The organism is Planifilum fulgidum, assembly GCF_900113175.1.
GTDB lineage: Bacteria > Bacillota > Bacilli > Thermoactinomycetales > DSM-44946 > Planifilum > Planifilum fulgidum.
The window spans coordinates 47,993-63,531 of record NZ_FOOK01000006.1; the positions used below are offsets into that span (position 1 = coordinate 47,993).

The 15,539-nt window shown below is 58.4% G+C and carries 14 protein-coding genes; 8 read left to right on the forward strand and 6 right to left on the reverse strand.

Translation table 11 applies throughout. The features are described from left to right. Positions 1–226: 226 nt before the first annotated feature. On the forward strand, positions 227–1,516 hold the full coding sequence (locus BM063_RS05000; RefSeq protein WP_092036655.1) for a hemolysin family protein: 1,290 nt from the start codon (positions 227–229) through the stop codon (positions 1,514–1,516). 172 nt (positions 1,517–1,688) lie between these two features. Then, a complete protein-coding gene (locus tag BM063_RS05005; RefSeq protein ID WP_092036476.1) occupies positions 1,689–3,602 on the forward strand; it encodes a sigma-54-dependent Fis family transcriptional regulator in 1,914 nt (637 codons plus the stop codon). Positions 3,603–3,914: 312 nt separating this feature from the next. On the opposite strand, the gene BM063_RS05010 is transcribed toward BM063_RS05005, so the two are convergent. Next, complete coding sequence (locus tag BM063_RS05010) at positions 3,915–4,844, reverse strand: SPL family radical SAM protein (RefSeq protein ID WP_092036657.1); 930 nt, start codon at positions 4,842–4,844, stop codon at positions 3,915–3,917. Between the two features lie 276 nt (positions 4,845–5,120). Here BM063_RS05010 and leuC point away from each other — a divergent pair, with 276 nt between their 5' ends. After that, a complete protein-coding gene (gene leuC, locus BM063_RS05015) occupies positions 5,121–6,533 on the forward strand; it encodes a 3-isopropylmalate dehydratase large subunit (protein ID WP_092036478.1) in 1,413 nt (470 codons plus the stop codon). Positions 6,534–6,731: 198 nt separating this feature from the next. Further along, positions 6,732–7,370 (forward strand): 3-isopropylmalate dehydratase small subunit, encoded by a 639-nt coding sequence (leuD, locus tag BM063_RS05020; protein ID WP_092036480.1) that lies wholly within the window; start codon positions 6,732–6,734, stop codon positions 7,368–7,370. 192 nt (positions 7,371–7,562) lie between these two features. On the opposite strand, the gene putP is transcribed toward leuD, so the two are convergent. Both putP and BM063_RS05030 read right to left on the reverse strand, forming a co-directional pair. Continuing rightward, positions 7,563–9,050, reverse strand: coding sequence for a sodium/proline symporter PutP (gene putP / locus BM063_RS05025; protein WP_092036482.1), 1,488 nt, complete (start codon positions 9,048–9,050; stop codon positions 7,563–7,565). Between the two features lie 197 nt (positions 9,051–9,247). Further along, complete coding sequence (locus BM063_RS05030; RefSeq protein WP_092036659.1) at positions 9,248–9,442, reverse strand: YqgQ family protein; 195 nt, start codon at positions 9,440–9,442, stop codon at positions 9,248–9,250. Positions 9,443–9,537: 95 nt separating this feature from the next. Between BM063_RS05030 and BM063_RS05035 the strand changes: the two genes are divergently transcribed. After that, positions 9,538–9,933 carry a hypothetical protein gene (locus BM063_RS05035; protein WP_218154413.1) on the forward strand — a complete coding sequence of 132 codons (396 nt, stop codon included), beginning with the start codon at positions 9,538–9,540 and terminating at the stop codon, positions 9,931–9,933. A gap of 93 nt (positions 9,934–10,026) precedes the next feature. Here the strand turns inward: BM063_RS05035 and BM063_RS05040 are convergent, their stop codons facing one another. Further along, positions 10,027–10,614 (reverse strand): biotin transporter BioY, encoded by a 588-nt coding sequence (locus tag BM063_RS05040; protein ID WP_245752078.1) that lies wholly within the window; start codon positions 10,612–10,614, stop codon positions 10,027–10,029. Positions 10,615–10,732: 118 nt separating this feature from the next. After that, the gene (gene speE / locus BM063_RS05045) at positions 10,733–11,614 is read right to left on the reverse strand and encodes a polyamine aminopropyltransferase (RefSeq protein WP_092036486.1); all 882 of its coding nucleotides are present in this window, start codon (positions 11,612–11,614) and stop codon (positions 10,733–10,735) included. Between the two features lie 137 nt (positions 11,615–11,751). On the opposite strand from speE, the gene BM063_RS05050 reads away from it, so the two are divergent. Continuing rightward, positions 11,752–12,480, forward strand: coding sequence for a S1C family serine protease (locus tag BM063_RS05050; protein ID WP_177198993.1), 729 nt, complete (start codon positions 11,752–11,754; stop codon positions 12,478–12,480). Between the two features lie 343 nt (positions 12,481–12,823). Here the strand turns inward: BM063_RS05050 and BM063_RS05060 are convergent, their stop codons facing one another. Then, the gene (locus tag BM063_RS05060; RefSeq protein ID WP_092036491.1) at positions 12,824–13,186 is read right to left on the reverse strand and encodes a DUF7667 family protein; all 363 of its coding nucleotides are present in this window, start codon (positions 13,184–13,186) and stop codon (positions 12,824–12,826) included. A 315-nt stretch (positions 13,187–13,501) separates the two neighbouring features. On the opposite strand from BM063_RS05060, the gene BM063_RS05065 reads away from it, so the two are divergent. Further along, the gene (locus BM063_RS05065; protein WP_092036493.1) at positions 13,502–14,287 is read left to right on the forward strand and encodes a GntR family transcriptional regulator; all 786 of its coding nucleotides are present in this window, start codon (positions 13,502–13,504) and stop codon (positions 14,285–14,287) included. A 218-nt stretch (positions 14,288–14,505) separates the two neighbouring features. Continuing rightward, on the forward strand, positions 14,506–15,369 hold the full coding sequence (locus BM063_RS05070) for a cation diffusion facilitator family transporter (RefSeq protein ID WP_092036495.1): 864 nt from the start codon (positions 14,506–14,508) through the stop codon (positions 15,367–15,369). Positions 15,370–15,539: the final 170 nt, after the last annotated feature.

Consider the following 15,539-nt stretch of genomic DNA (forward strand, 5'->3'; position numbering starts at 1 on the left):
GTAGTATAATGAGATAGAAAAGAAGTTAGAAAAACAACAGGGAGGAAAGGAGTGACCGCCCGCGCCTCCTCCATAAAACTCCCATCTGCGGAACAGAAAGAATATATTTGACCTGCGAAACGGAACTTGCCGGCGGCTCGCGCAAGCTCCTCGGGCAGGATGCGATTGATTCGTTGGGAGGTTTGCATCTTTGGAAGGAGTCATAGGAATCACCACGTATTTATTCATGGTGATTTTTCTTGTCCTGTTGAACGGTTTTTTTGTGGCTGCGGAATTTGCCATCGTGAAGGTGCGTTCCACCCGGATCGCCCAGCTGAAAAATCGCCGCGGAAAAATCGCCCAAAAGGTTCTGGCCAATTTGGACGCCTATCTGTCCGCCACCCAGCTGGGAATCACCCTGGCCTCGCTGGGCCTGGGATGGATCGGCGAACCGGCCATCGCCCGCATGCTGGAACCGCTCCTTTCCTACTTCGGACTTCCGGACTGGCTCATCCACACCGTCGCCTTTGCCATCGCCTTTTCCATCATCACCTTCCTCCATATCGTGCTCGGCGAAATGGCTCCCAAGTCCCTGGCGATTCGCAAGGCCGAAGCCGTCACCCTGTGGACCTCGGCGCCGCTGGACTGGTTTTACCGGCTTTTCAAACCCTTTATCTTCATTCTCAACGGGGCGGCCAACCTGATCCTCAAACTGCTGGGGATCGAGATGAGCGAAACCCAGCAGGCGCACACGGAAGAAGAGATCCGCATGCTGATCGCCCAGAGCCACAAAAGCGGCATGATCGACCAGACGGAGCTCGCCCTGTTTGACAACATTTTCGATTTCACGGAACGGGTGGCCCGGGAAGTGATGGTTCCCCGGGTCAACATGAAATGCGTCTACCGTGACAAACCCTTTGAGGAAAACCTGAAGGTGATGAAGGAAACCCACCACACCCGCTTTCCCTTGTGCGGCATCGACAAGGACGACATTCTGGGCATCGTCCACATCCGGGATGTGTACGAACAACTGTCCGAAGGAAAAACCCCTTCCTTGACCGACCTGGCCCGCCCCGCCGTTCTGGTGCCTGAAACCATGGAACTGAAGGACATTTTGCGAAACCTCCAACGAAACCGGGTGGGGATGGCCATTGTCGTCGACGAATTCGGAGGGACTTCCGGTCTGGTGACCACGGAAGACATCATTGAAGAGATCGTGGGCGAAATCCAGGATGAATTCGATAACGAAAAACCCTTTTTCCTTCAGAAAGGACGGGAGACATCGATCGATCCCCATCTGCTCATCGAAGAAGTGAACGAATATTTCCAAATCGATATCGACGATCCGGACAATGACACCATCGGCGGATGGCTCTTTTCCCGGCTCGAAAAGGTGCCGGAAGTGGGAGACGAAGTGGCTTACGGCGACTTGATTTTCCGCGTGCAGGAAATGGATAACCGAAGGATTACCCGCATTTTGGTCAAACCCAGGGAAACCCGGAAAGAAAACCAAGAAGCCGGCGCATCTTCCGGCTGACCCGATCAAACCAATCCCTGTACCAAACCGGGATTGGTTTGTTTGTTTCCGTCTTCTCCGCCCCTTTTCTGACAGGGAACCTCCTTTGGTCCGATTGAAGGGGCCGGTCCGCATCCGTTATACTCAGAATAGATGAATAGTTTCGGAAAATCAAAGAAAGGAGGCCGTCGCGTTGGAGCCCCTCACGCATCTGCCGCCGTCCCTCGTCCCGTCCTGGGAGCGAAGCAAGCGATACGGGGTGGATCCCCGCAGGGCGAACAATGAGCTCCTTCCCAAGGGCGAGTTGAAGGATCGGAAGGAACAGATGAAGGAATGGCTCAACGCCGCTTCGGACATTTTCGAGCAAATGTACGGCATGCTTCGAAAATCGCCGTACATGGTCATCGTGTCGGATCGGGAGGGGTACGTCATCGCCACCTGGGGGGATCCCCCCTTTACCGACCGGGCGAGGAAAGTGTGGCTGGACGAGGGTGCCAACTGGCACGAACGGATCAAAGGAACCAACGCGATCGGCACCGCCCTCGCGGAACGGCAGCCGATCAGTGTGGTCGGGGAACAGCACTATTGTGAGGAAAACCATTTTCTCACCTGTTACGCCACACCGCTTTACGCACCGACGGGGGAACTGCTGGGCGTGCTGGATATCAGCGGCGACGCCCGGATGCACCACCCCCACACGATGGGGATGGTGCTGACCGCCGCCCAGGCCTGCCAAACCCGGCTGCTTTTGCAAAGCGTCCGGCGGGAACTGGTTCTCACCTTCCGGGAAGCGGACACGCTCGCGGAAGGGTATGGAAGGCCGCTGATCGCCGTGGACGCCAACGGGCTGATCTCCCGGATCAATCAGGATGGCGCCCGCTTGCTCAACACGCCTCAGGCGGAGTGCATCGGACAACCCCTCACCCGCTGGTTCGAGCCGCAGGATGCAAAGGCGCTCCTCTCCCTCAAGGATGCCGCCGAATTGCCCGTAAAAGCCCCTTCGGGAACGTCCTGGATCGCCCGTCCGGTGCTGGATGAACGGAAACGAACCCACCGCGTCCTGCTGAGTCCCCCTTCGGCGTCCGAACGGAAAAACGCCGCCCCGCCGTCCGTCCCCCCTGAAGAGACGGTTCGCATTTCATTGGAAAGGGGAATCGCCTCCTGTCCCAAATTTCAGAAAGCCCTCAAACTGGCCATCCACGTGTCCCGCACCGATGCCACCATTCTTCTCCGGGGGGAAACCGGAACCGGAAAAGATCTGGTCGCCCGGGAGATCCACAAGCGGAGCGGCCGAACCGGTCCGCTGGTGGTCGTCAACTGCGGAGCCATCCCGGAATCGCTTCTGGAAGCGGAACTGTTCGGTTATGAGAAGGGCGCCTTCACCGGAGCCCGGAACGGCGGACACCGGGGAAAATTCGAAGCGGCCCACAAGGGGACGCTCTTCCTGGACGAAATCGGCGAAATGCCCCTGTCCTCCCAGGCGGTCCTCCTCCGGATTCTGGAGGAAAAACAGGTCACCCGGATCGGCTCCAACCGCCCCATTCCCGTCGATGTCCGCATCATCACCGCCACCAACAGGGACTTGGCCCGGGAGGTGAGGGAAAACCGCTTCCGCGCAGATCTCTATTACCGGATCTGTGAAGTGGAGATCCATCTGCCTCCCCTTCGGGAACGATCCGATCTCTTTCTGCTCGCCGAATACTTTCTGGAGCAGGTATCCCGCGAGTTGAACATCGACCCGGTCCGCCTAAGCGATGAAGTGCGCGAAATGCTTTCGCGTTATCACTGGCCCGGCAACATCCGGGAACTGAGGCAAGTGCTGCGCCAGGCCGTCTTCCACGCCCATTTCGTGCGGGGATCCTCCGCCCTTTCCGCCGAAGATCTGGTTTTTCCCCAGGCGCAAGCGGGCAAGCCGGATGCATCTTCCCACTCCGTTTCCCTGGAAGAACAGGAGGCGGAAACCATCGCCCAAGCCATCCGGATTTCCCGGGGCAATCTTTCAAAGGCGGCCCGGATGCTGGGAATCGGCCGGACCACCCTGTACCGGAAATTGAATCGCTATCCCGGGCTGAAAAACATCCGGGTGCAGCACCAAAGGCACGGATAAGCACCGCCGCCCCATCGCCTCCGAACAAAACAAAAAACCCCTTGCGGGGTTTTTTTCGCCCGATCAAGGGCAAACCGATTTGGGAGATTTCCCTTCGTGATGCCGATCACAGGCCTCCCACAAACACGAAAATGGTCGCGATCACCAAGAGGAAGATCAGCAGACGACGCCAGCTCGCAAGATAACCATAACCGCTGTAGGACATCTCCCTACCCCCTTTCATTTGTCCCTATACTTTATGCCGCATCTCCAGATGGGGCCGGGTAAATGTCCATTCCGGAGCAAAAATGGGTGAAAGGCCCGCCGGCGCCCCTAAAACAGACTGAGCTGGATCGGCTCCTCCGGGATCCCCGCCCCGCTTCCGGTTTCCCGCTCCGAAGGGGAGGCCCCTTCCCTCACCGCTTCATTTTCGATGCCGGCATCCCTCATGTGCCGCCGGATCCGCGCGAAAAGCTCCGCCCGGTACTCATCGGGCGGATAAGCCCCCTCGTACAGCCGGACCAGGCGGGGATACTCCCGCGGAAAGGCGGTCTGAATGCGGCGGAAAAACCAGCTTTTCACGGCCGGTCGCAACCGGAGCACGGAGGGCACCACAAAACGCGCGCCGCATTCCCGCGCCGCCTTCATGTACGATCGAAGGTGTTCATCGGAGTCGGCAAGGTACGGCAGGATCGGCGCCAGAAACAGGCCCGCCGGAATCCCCGCCTCGCTCAGTTTCCGAACCGCCTCCAGGCGCTGTTTCGGATGGGGGGAGGCGGGCTCCGTCAACCGCCACACCCGTTCGTCCAGGGTGCTCAAACTGATGTTGACCGAGGTGAGAACCATTTCCCGGAGAATGTCCCTGTCGCGAAGGATCAGGGGAGACCGCGTGGTGATGCTGGTCGGTATCCGAAAATCCCTCAGCACCTTCAATATGGATCGGGTCAGCTCCCATTTCGCCTCCACCGGCTGATACGGATCGGTGGCCGTGCCCACGGCCACTTCCCCACCCTTCCACTTCCTCCGTTTCAGCTCCCGATACAGCACCTCCGCCGCATCCCGCTTGACGATGATGTTGTGCTGAAAACTGTCGTCGGCGTGAAATCCCAGGTAGCTGTGGGTGGGCCGGGCATAACAAAAATGACACCCGTGGCTGCAACCGCGGTACGGATTGATCGACCAGCGGAAGGGCATGCCCTCCACCCGGTTCAGCACCGACACGGGACGTTTGGGAAAAAGCCGCCGCGGCGTCCGCCCGGCCATCGGAATCACCCCGAATGCGAACATTTGTTTCTAATATACCATAACCCTTTTTTGTTTACCACTAACAGAAAACTAACCAAAAAAAGGGAGAAGTGTCACGGGCAGAGGCCTTCTTCCTGTCCCGACCGGCAAATCGAACCGGTCCGCTTTTAAAATCGACCGGCAATTCGCCCATTTCCCCCTTGCCGACATCGAAAAATTTGTTACAATAGAAAGCATATATATTTCATACGGCAATGCTTCGCCGAAAAAAAGAGAATGCAAGGTGAGGGGAACATGAGACCGCGGACATTGTTCGAAAAAATCTGGGATCGCCACGTCATCCACCAGGAAGAGGGAAAGCCGGCCATTTTGTACATCGACCTGCACCTCATCCACGAGGTGACTTCCCCCCAGGCCTTCGACGGATTGCGCATGGCCGGCCGCAAAGTGCGGAGGCCCGATCTGACCGTCGCGACGATGGACCACAACGTGCCCACGACGGACCGCTCCCTTCCGATCACCGACCCGATTTCCGCCAAACAGATGGAAACCCTGGTCCGGAACTGCCGTGAATTCGGCATCCGGCTCTACGATCTGAACAGCCAGCACCAGGGCATCGTCCACGTGATCGGCCCTGAACTGGGGCTGACCCTTCCGGGAAAAACGATCGTCTGCGGAGACAGCCACACCTCCACCCACGGGGCCTTCGGCGCCCTCGCCTTCGGAATCGGAACCAGCGAAGTGGAGCACGTCCTGGCCACCCAATGCCTGCACCAAGCCAAACCCCGGACGATGGAGATCCATATCAAGGGGACCCTGCCCCGGGGCGTTTCGGCCAAAGATGTGATCCTGGCCGTCATCTCCCGAATCGGCACGGACGGGGCCACCGGGACCGTCGTCGAATACACCGGAGAAGTGATCCGCAACATGTCCATGGAAGAGCGGATGACCGTCTGCAACATGTCGATCGAAGCCGGAGCCCGGGCCGGCATGGTCTCGCCGGATGCCACCACCTTCGCCTATCTGGAAAACCGGCCCTTTGCGCCCAAGGGCAAACTGTTCGAAAGAGCCGTCGCCGATTGGGAACAACTGGCAACGGATGAAGGCGCCGCCTTCGACCGCCGGTTCGAGCTCGACGTCACCAACCTGGCGCCCCAAGTCACCTGGGGGACCAGCCCCGGAATGGGAACCGACGTGACGGGCACCGTGCCGGATCCCGATTCCTTCCCCACGGAAAACGAGCGAAAAGCGGCGAGAAAAGCCCTCGAATACATGGGCCTCAAACCGGGAACGCCGATCGTCGACATCCCGGTGGACCGGGTCTTCATCGGCTCCTGCACCAACTCGCGGATCCAAGACCTGCGCGACGCCGCCAAGGTCGTCCGGGGTCGGAAAGTCTCCCCGCGGGTCCGGGCCATGGTGGTTCCCGGTTCCCAACAGGTCAAAATGCAGGCGGAACGGGAAGGATTGGACCGCATTTTCAAAGAAGCCGGCTTTGAATGGCGGAATTCCGGTTGCAGCATGTGCCTGGGAATGAATCCCGACATCCTCCAGCCGGGAGAACGCTGCGCTTCCACCTCCAACCGCAACTTCGAGGGCCGGCAGGGACGCGGCGGACGCACCCATCTGGTAAGCCCCATGATGGCCGCCGCAGCCGCCATCGCCGGCCACTTCGTGGACATCCGGGAATGGGACATCGAACCGTAAACCTCCGGCCATCGCGGAGGCTCCGTTTCCGTCACGGAATGGCCGCCGGCCGAAAGCCGGAAAAGGGCGTGACAAACCCTGGTCGGGAGGCGATTTTTCCATCCGCGAAGCACCGCCTCCCCCCGATCCCTTGTCGACAGCCGGCCTCCGGCCCGGCCGGAGGAAACCCATCATTTTCGGAATCAGGGAGGGTATCGTATGGAACCGCTCAAAACCCACACCGGCAAGGTGGCTCCCCTAGACCGGGTGAACGTGGACACGGACCAGATCATCCCCAAGCAGTTTTTGAAACGGATTGAACGGACCGGTTTCGGCCAGTTTTTGTTTTACGATTGGCGATACGACGAAAAAGGAAACCCCAACCCCGATTTCGTCCTCAACCAGGAGCGCTACCGCGGGGCGAGCATCCTGCTGACCCGGAACAACTTCGGGTGCGGCTCCTCCAGGGAACACGCCCCTTGGGCTCTTTTGGACTACGGATTTCGGGTGATCATCGCCCCCTCCTTCGCCGACATTTTTTACAACAACTGCTTCAAAAACGGCATTCTTCCCCTCGCGCTGCCGGAAGAACAGGTGGAAGAGCTGTTTCGGCGCACGGAAGAACACGACGGTTACGAACTCACCGTCGACCTGGAAAACTGCCGCCTGTCCGATCGTTACGGCCTGCAGCTCTCCTTCGAAGTGGATGAATACCGGCGCCAATGCCTCCTCCAGGGATTGGACGACATCGCCATCACCCTGCAACTGGAGGACAAAATCGCCGCCTACGAAGCCCGGTATCCCGAATACTATCTCCTGGATCCGGAGGGTGAGGCGGTTCGGGAGGGCACAAGCTGATTCTGAAAAATGCTCCAGGAAAAAATGGAGAGACCGGTGAATTCCCCATCGCTTGGCGGCCGGAGGGATTTGCCGCGGCGCCCCCGCGTGCGGAACGCCGTGATGGCCAAAACAAAGGGAGCCGTTTTCCGCCATCAAAGCGGAAAACGGCTCCATCCGTCACGGAGGCGGATTCCTTCAGGGAACGCCTCCTCACTCCCCTTCCAGGGGACGGGTGGAACGGTCGAACTCCTCCAGGACCTCCTTGGGAGGCGGCGGGGTGAGCAGGCTCACCACCACGATCGCGATCACCCCGAGCACAAAGGCGGGCAGCAACTCGTAGAGGTAATCCGACCAGCCCAGAACGTTTTTCCACAGGATCACCGTGGCGGCGCCGGTGATGATCCCGGCGTAGGCCCCGTACACATTCATCCGCTTCCAGTAAAGGGAGAGGAGAACCAGGGGACCGAAGGTGGCGCCCAGTCCCGCCCAGGCGTAGGAGACCAACTCCAGGACGTTCTGCTCCTGGGCGAAGGAGAGGTAGATGGCGATCGCCGCGACGAGCAGCACGCCGATGCGCCCCACCCAGATCAATTCCTTTTCCGAAGCGTTTTTGCGGAACAGGCGCTTGTAGAAGTCCTCCGCCAGGGCGGTGGATGTCACTAGCAGGAACGAGTCCACCGTGCTCATGATGGCCGCCATGATCGCCGCCAGCATGAACCCGGCGACCCAGGGGTTGAACAGCAGGTTGGACAAGGCGATGAAAATGTGCTCCGGATCCGCCACGGAGACCAATCCCTTTTCCGACGCGGCAAATCCGACGAATCCCGTAAGAATGGCGCCGTACAGGGTGAGGACGACCCAGATCATGGCCAGCATCGTCGATTTGGCCAACATTTGGGGGCTCTTGATCGCCATGAACCGGACCAGAATGTGGGGTTGGCCGAAATAACCCAGCCCCCAGGCCAGGTTGCCGGCGATGAAGGAAAAGATGGCGAGGGCGCCCACATTGTCCCCGGCCAGTCCCAGATGCATCGGGCTGGTGGCGGCGATGGTGTCCACCGTCTCGCCGAATCCCCCGATGTAGACGATCACGGCCACGGGCATGATCAACAGGGCGAAGAACATCAGGAGTCCCTGAAACAGGTCGGTCCAGCTGACCGCCAAAAACCCGCCCAAAAAGGTGTATCCGACGATGACAAGGGCTCCGATAAACACCGCGATGGTGAAATCCGCGCCGTAGGCCGCCTCAAACAGCTTGCCGGCCCCGACCAGACCGGACGCCGTGTAAAAGAGGAAGAAGAGGAAGATCATCAGGGCGGACAAAACCCGCAAAAAACGCGTCTTGTCACGAAAACGGAACTCGAAATAATCCGGCAGGGTCAGGGCATCCAGCACCTGGGTGTAGCGGCGGAGCCTTTTGGAGGTGTAGATCCAGTTCAGCAAGGTCCCGGTCGCCAGCCCGATGGCGATCCAGAGGGATCCCATCCCCACTCCGAAGGCGAATCCGGGCAGCCCCAGCAGGAGCCAGCCGCTCATGTCGCTGGCCTGGGCGCTCATGGCCGTAACCCAGCTGCCCAACTTTCTGCCGCCCAACACGTAATCGGAGAAGGTTCGGGTCATCCGGTACGTGACGATCCCGATGACCAACATGGCGACCAGATAAAGGGAGAAGGTGATGATGGAACCGTTGAGAGCCATATCAGGACCACCTCCTTCTTTCGCGCAGATAATAGACAATTCCGATGATCATCAGAACATTCATCGGAACGAGAAAGAAAAACCACGTCAGGAAAGGCATCGCATCGCCCCCTTTGAAAAGGCTTACATGATTTTTTCATCATACCACAAAACGTGAACAAAAATTGACAAACAAATATATCCATCCGGCGCCCGCCTTATCCCCGAATCTCCCTTTTCTGTCCCATGATCACGCGCCTCGCCGAAAGGTATGTATCCTTGTCGATCAAGCCCAGCCGGTGCATCTCTTCCAGTTCCTCCTCCATCATTTCCAAATCCCCCAGCCGATCCCCCGTGTAAATCCAGATGCCGAACCTTTTCAGAAGCCGGCGGACGTCCTCCATCGTGCGAATCGAAAACACGGACCTTCTCTCCCGCATTTTTCCCAATTCATTTGACATCCATGTTACAATGAAAAGAAGTACGGATGCAAGCAAAGGATGAGATCATGGCGCACTCCGAATTCATACAGGTGAAACGCCTCCGGGGCGAGCTTTTGCTCTCCCAGAAGCGAAACCACTGGGGCTGCACCTTGACCACCAAGGAACTGATCTTTCAAAAACCCCATCTCTCCTATCACTTGCTCCTGGACGACATCATCGGCATCGTTCCCTTCCACCCGAAACACGGGCCCGGAGCAGAGGGATGGATCAGCCCATGGGAAACCCCGGACCCCTCCGCATCCACCTATAAAATCACCGCCAACCGCCTGACGATCATCCGCCGGAGCGGGGCCGTCAGGCGGGGACAGACCGACCTGATCCTCCCCCTCAACCAGCGCTTTCTCCGCTATTTCCGGGAGCACACCGACTTTACCGCCCTACCGACGAAGGTCCACTTGTGACATCCATCCTCGAAAAAAAGCGACTGCCCTTCCCGGAGGAGACGGGCAATCGCTTCTTTCATTTCCGGGAGCCGGGATTTTCCGGCTCCCTTTTCATGCATTCGGCCCCTTCCCGGGATCAGAGGAGCGCTTTCCCCGGGACGGAAGAATCGGATACGCCCGGTAGATCCCGAAGGAGGCAAAAGCGGCGACGACCGCCTTGATCAAATCGCCGACGATGAAGGGCAATACTCCCGTAAGCAGGGCCTCCTTCCAGCCGAGCCCCACCCCCGTCACCAGCCAAAACACGCCCCCGGCATAGATCAAAAGCATCCCGCCCAGCACGTGGTACACCGTCAGTTTCCAGACCGAAAGCCGGACACTGCGTTCGGACAGGAAACCGATCAGCCAGGCGGCCAAAATCCAGCTCCATACATACCCGGCCGTCGTCCCCGCCAAAACGGCCAGCCCCCCTTTGCCTCCGGCCAGAAGCGGCGCGCCGAAGGCCACCAGCAGGATGAAAACCGCCATGCTGGCCGCCCCCCAGCGGGAACCCAGCACCGATCCCGCCATCATCACCGCCATCGTCTGCAAGGTGATCGGAATGGGCAGGGGAATCTGGATTTGCCCCGCCACCGCCACGATCGCGGCGAACATCGCCGCCAGGATCATATTGCGAAGCGCCAAGACCCTTCCGGACAACCCTTTCACCTCTTTCACAACCCAAAGATGAAAACATGCAACGTCAACAGCATAAAAAAATAGGTTGACAATTGTCAACCTATTTTTCATTTATGGTTAACATTTGCCGAAAGCCGGCTCATTTTTCTCCCAACAGTTCCCGCACATAATTGGGCAGCTGGAAGCAGCTCCGGACAATGTCCCGGTTGACATACCGGGTGTTCTCATCCCGCAGCCGCTCCTCGATCCCGTCCAGGGGCTCGTGCCGCTTGGAAGCCAGGGTGAAGCTCCAAATCCCACCGGGATACGTGGGAATGGTGGCCAAATAGGTGCGAACGCAGGGGAACAGCTCCATCAGGGTCCGGCGGACTTTGGTCAACACATGCGGGTGAAAAACGGGCGACTCGCTCTGGCAAACCATGATTCCGTCGTCTTTGAGCGCCCGGTGAACGTCCCGATAAAAAGGTTCTTCAAACAGTACTTTCGCCGGGCCCACGGGGTCCGACGAATCGACGATAAACACGTCGTATTCCCCTTTTTTCTCCTTCACAAAGGCCGCCCCGTCCTCAAACACGAAGTGGACGCGCGGATCAAGATCCCCTTCTCCGGCGATCGACGGGAGATACTTCCGGGAAACGTGAACCACCCGGGGATCAATCTCCACCATGTCCACCCGTTTGACGGACGGATATTTGACCACTTCCCGGACCGCCCCGCAGTCCCCGCCGCCGATGATGCACACGTCGGACGGCTCCGGATGGGCCGCGAGGGGGATGTGGCTGATCATCTCGTTGTAGATCCATCCATCCCGTTCGGTCGTCTGCACAATCCCATCCAATACCAGGGCCCGACCGAATCCCTCCGTCTCGATGATCGAAATCTCCTGAAAGGCCGACTTCTCCTGATGCAGCAACGATTTGACCTTCCAATTGACCCAAAAACCGAATTCTTCCTCGGAATCGGACAACCACCAACCGTCATCGCGGCAGACATATCCTTTGCCGTATTGTTCCTTTTCCATGTCAGCCTCCTCACACCCTCCGCGTTTTTTTCATTGTAACACAACTGTCCATGCCATCCCCTCCTGGGGATTCGCCCTGAACGAATAACCTGTCCCGACATATGATATTACGACAATTGAGGACGGGAGTGGAAGCCATGGTGCGAAAATTTCGCGTAACCCGGCCGGAAAATCTTTCCCTCTCCGCCCGACATCCGGCCAATTCCTTCGTGCAGGTCGTCCGCAGGGTGCGGGGCGGCGTCGTCTCCATCCTGACAGAAGAAGAAGGGACGGAAAACCTGAATGACCTTTTGCTCCGCCTCTTCCTCCCCGAATGGAAAGGCCACCAGGAAACGCCCATCCGCCATTTCGGATCCGGCTTCGTCATCCACCCGGACGGATACATTCTGACCAACGAACACGTGGTGCGACGCGCCGGAACCGTTTCGGTCCGTCTCTACGGTTACCGCCGCCCCCTGATGGCCCGCGTCGCATGGCAAGACCCCCATCGGGATTTGGCCGTCATCAAGATTCACCCGCCGTTCCCGCTTTCCCCCCTCCGTTTGGGATCGTCGGAAGCGACGGCGGTCGGCGAATGGGTCATCGCGGTCGGCAATCCCCTTGGCTTGGACCACACCGTGACCGTGGGAGTGGTCAGCGGCAAAAACCGTCCTCTACGCATCGCCAACCGCAGTTACGACAACGTCATTCAGACCGATGCGGCGATCAATCCGGGAAACAGCGGGGGACCGCTCATCAACATCCTGGGTGAAGTGATCGGCATCAACACCCTGATCATCTACCCGTCTCAAAGCATCGGATTCGCCATCCCGATCGACGACGTGAAACCGTTGATCCGCCCGTTTGTGCGGGGAATGATGGGATAAAAAAGAAGGAAGGAAATGAGAAGCGAAACAAACCGCGGATTCGCCGAGGAAACCGAAAGGGGGATGAAATCCAAAAAAACAGGGACCCGGACCTGGTCCCCGAGGATGAAGAAATTTGTTCAGAGAGGTCATCCAGCTCGCAAACAAAGCGTCCATGCGGGAAAAGGCATGAAAGGGCGACTCAAACCTTCATGAAGAAAGGACATTGGTTCGGGAAAGTCGGCCGGGTCCGAACCGACCGGAAAACCCCGTAAGTTGCTGTCAGAAACGTACGCGACGATGAGAATGATAAAGAATCATTGCGTTCACACGTCCGCTTCGGTTGGTTTCGCCTGCCGGAAATTCAAGGGGTCACGCCTTCCTTGATGCGCCCCAGCTCATCCTGCAAGCGGTGGGCCCAGCTCCTTTCCCCGATCTCCTCGGCCAGACGGGCCATCTCCTCAAGCTTGTGAACCTTCCAACAATAATCCAGGTTGGCATCCAACGCCTTCTCCCATTCCGACAGGAGAGGCCGGGGAATGCTTCCGATCAGTTTGTTGTACACGTGCAACCGGGCAATCGTCCATTCAAACCAGTGTTTCTTGTTCGGATGGACCGTAAGGGCATCCAAGGATTCCAGCCACTCATTCAGATCGATCAAAGTCAATCGTTGTCCCAGACGGTACTTCCACCACAATTCCGCCAAACGCCTGTGGAAAAGTTCCATGATCGATCCGCTGCCACCCACCCACCCGGACCAATGCCCTTGGGGGGCTCCAATTGTCCCATCCGCATCCGAGATGCAACCGGGGCATCAGTGCCCGGTTTGCGCACGGCAGCAGGCTTCACCTCCCCATCTCCAGATATTGAGACAAGATCCAAAACATGAATATGTGATTCTGGAAGCATATTTGGTCATTACCAGTTCCCATCTTCAGTATAATGCCGCAATTGTTCACATGTCAACCCCTCACGCTCCCTCCGAGCTTGTGATAATATATCTTATGGTGCTCCATGGCTCGGTTGGGAGTGTGGTGTCTTCGTGACGAAAACGAAGATCGATGAAGTGAAGGAAATCCTCGCCCGGCGGATTGAGGAGGGGGCTTACGCGCCGGGACAACGGCTGCCTTCCGAACGGGAACTGGCGGAAGAAATGAAAGCCAGCCGTCCCACCATCCGCGCGGCGCTCCTACGCCTGCAATCGGAGAACAAAGTGGACATCGTTCCGCGAAGCGGGGTTTATGTGAGATTCTCCACAACCAAGGTGACGGTGGGTTCCGCCAATCCTCCGCTGCTTCTCGCCGGGACGGAAAATGAGCGCCGGACCGATTCGACGGAGGTCCACGAAAGCCGGGAGCCCTATACCTTCACCCGCCTTTCCGAACCGCCGTCGCTGCGGGCCGCCGGAAAGGAAATCGGGCAAAAATTGAACATCGGCCCGGAAGTGAAAGTGTGGCATTGCCGCGGAGTGCACGTGGTTTCCCAGGTGCCCTTCCACCTGTTTGACAGCTACTACCCGGCATCGCTTTTGGAAGGCTGGCGGAAAGAGGACGATGAGGATTTCATCCCCGTTCTCCGCTGGCTCCGCGAAAAAAAGGGAATGCGCCCGACCCGGGCGGCCGAACGGTTGAACGTCCGCATGCCGACCGCCGAGGAAGCGGCCGCCCTCCGCATTGCGAGAAGTCAGCCGGTGCTGGAAATGGACCGCTGGGTGTGGGCCTGCGACGGCAAGAAAAAAGAACTCCTCTGCGAATACAGCCGGATCGTGTTCAACGCTTCCCTGCACCAATTCGTCTACGAATACCCCCTGCGGGAAGCCGATGGATGACAGGCTCCGGAAGGATGGAACTTCTTCCGCCCATTGGGTATAATGAGGTCGACAATCGCACGCTCGGGGAGTTTTCCGCCATGATTCCAATCCGACGCAACCGCTCAAAAACAAAACCCGGTGACGCAGAACGTCACCGGGTTTCCTGTTTGCCCGGATGCAAATTCTCTGTATGAACACCAATTTTTTCGCGCACACCATAAGGGGAGGGTCATCCTTTGAAACCGCAACGCGCCGCAGGCCTTTCGATTGTGAGCAATTTGACCGTCGTGCTTCTGAAATTGGCAACGGGCCTATACACCGGATCGGTGGCCGTCCTTTCCGAGGCGATCCACTCCCTGCTGGACCTGGCCGCTTCCATCATGGCCTTTTTTTCTGTCCGGTTGTCCCAAAAACCCCCCGACCGAACCCACCCCTACGGTCACGGAAAGATCGAAAACCTCTCGGGAACCGTCGAAACCCTGCTGATTTTCGTGGCGGGCATCTGGATCATCATCGAATCCTGCGAAAAAATACTGAACCCCTCCCCGCTCCATTTCCCGCTCCTCGGGGCGGCCGTCATGGCATTCGGGGCCTTCATCAATCTGGTGGTCGGGCTGATCGTCAGAAGAGCGGGAATCCGGGCGAAATCCGTCGCCATGCGCTCCAATGCGCTCCATTTGCTGACGGACGTCTATTCTTCGGCCGGCGTGGCCCTCAGCCTGGTGCTGGTCAGCCTCACGAACTTCACCCTGCTGGACCCGCTGATCGGGATCGGCATCGCCCTGTTCATCATGAAGGAAGCATACCAATTGGGGAAAGAATCCTTTCTTCCCCTGCTGGACGTGAGGCTGACCCCCGAGGAAGAGGAGAAAATCCGGCAGATCCTCCATTCCTACGCCGATGAATACATCGAATACCACGCCCTGCGCACGCGCCGGTCCGGGCCCGAGGAACACATCGATCTTCACCTGATCGTTCCGTCCGAAATGAGTGTGGAAGAAGCCCACCGCCTGTGCGACCGGATCGAAGCGGAAATCCACCGATCCTTTCCCCAGGCTCAGGTGTTGATCCACATCGAACCGGAGGAGGAAAGGCTGTGACGGTAAAAGCCTTCCCCTTCGGAAAATGCAGACAATGACTCTCCGGGCGGAAGAAAGGAGTGTTCGAAACCGGGCGTTCCCGGGCCGGTCTGAAGATTGAGGGAAGGGCCGCCGAACGGGTCGGGGGGATGGCGGGGACGGGCAGCGGTGGGCTGGACATGATCCAGCGG

Excerpts from the sequence above, each read along its gene's own strand:
- BM063_RS05050 (WP_177198993.1), top strand. The coding sequence starts at position 11,752 with ATGGTGCGAAAATTTCGCGTAACCCGGCCGGAAAATCTTTCCCTCTCC.
- leuD (WP_092036480.1), top strand. The coding sequence starts at position 6,732 with ATGGAACCGCTCAAAACCCACACCGGCAAGGTGGCTCCCCTAGACCGG.
- BM063_RS05035 (WP_218154413.1), top strand. The coding sequence starts at position 9,538 with ATGGCGCACTCCGAATTCATACAGGTGAAACGCCTCCGGGGCGAGCTT.
- speE (WP_092036486.1), bottom strand. The coding sequence starts at position 11,614 with ATGGAAAAGGAACAATACGGCAAAGGATATGTCTGCCGCGATGACGGT.
- BM063_RS05010 (WP_092036657.1), bottom strand. The coding sequence starts at position 4,844 with ATGGCCGGGCGGACGCCGCGGCGGCTTTTTCCCAAACGTCCCGTGTCG.
- putP (WP_092036482.1), bottom strand. The coding sequence starts at position 9,050 with ATGGCTCTCAACGGTTCCATCATCACCTTCTCCCTTTATCTGGTCGCC.
- BM063_RS05060 (WP_092036491.1), bottom strand. The coding sequence starts at position 13,186 with ATGGAACTTTTCCACAGGCGTTTGGCGGAATTGTGGTGGAAGTACCGT.
- leuC (WP_092036478.1), top strand. The coding sequence starts at position 5,121 with ATGAGACCGCGGACATTGTTCGAAAAAATCTGGGATCGCCACGTCATC.
- BM063_RS05000 (WP_092036655.1), top strand. The coding sequence starts at position 227 with ATGGTGATTTTTCTTGTCCTGTTGAACGGTTTTTTTGTGGCTGCGGAA.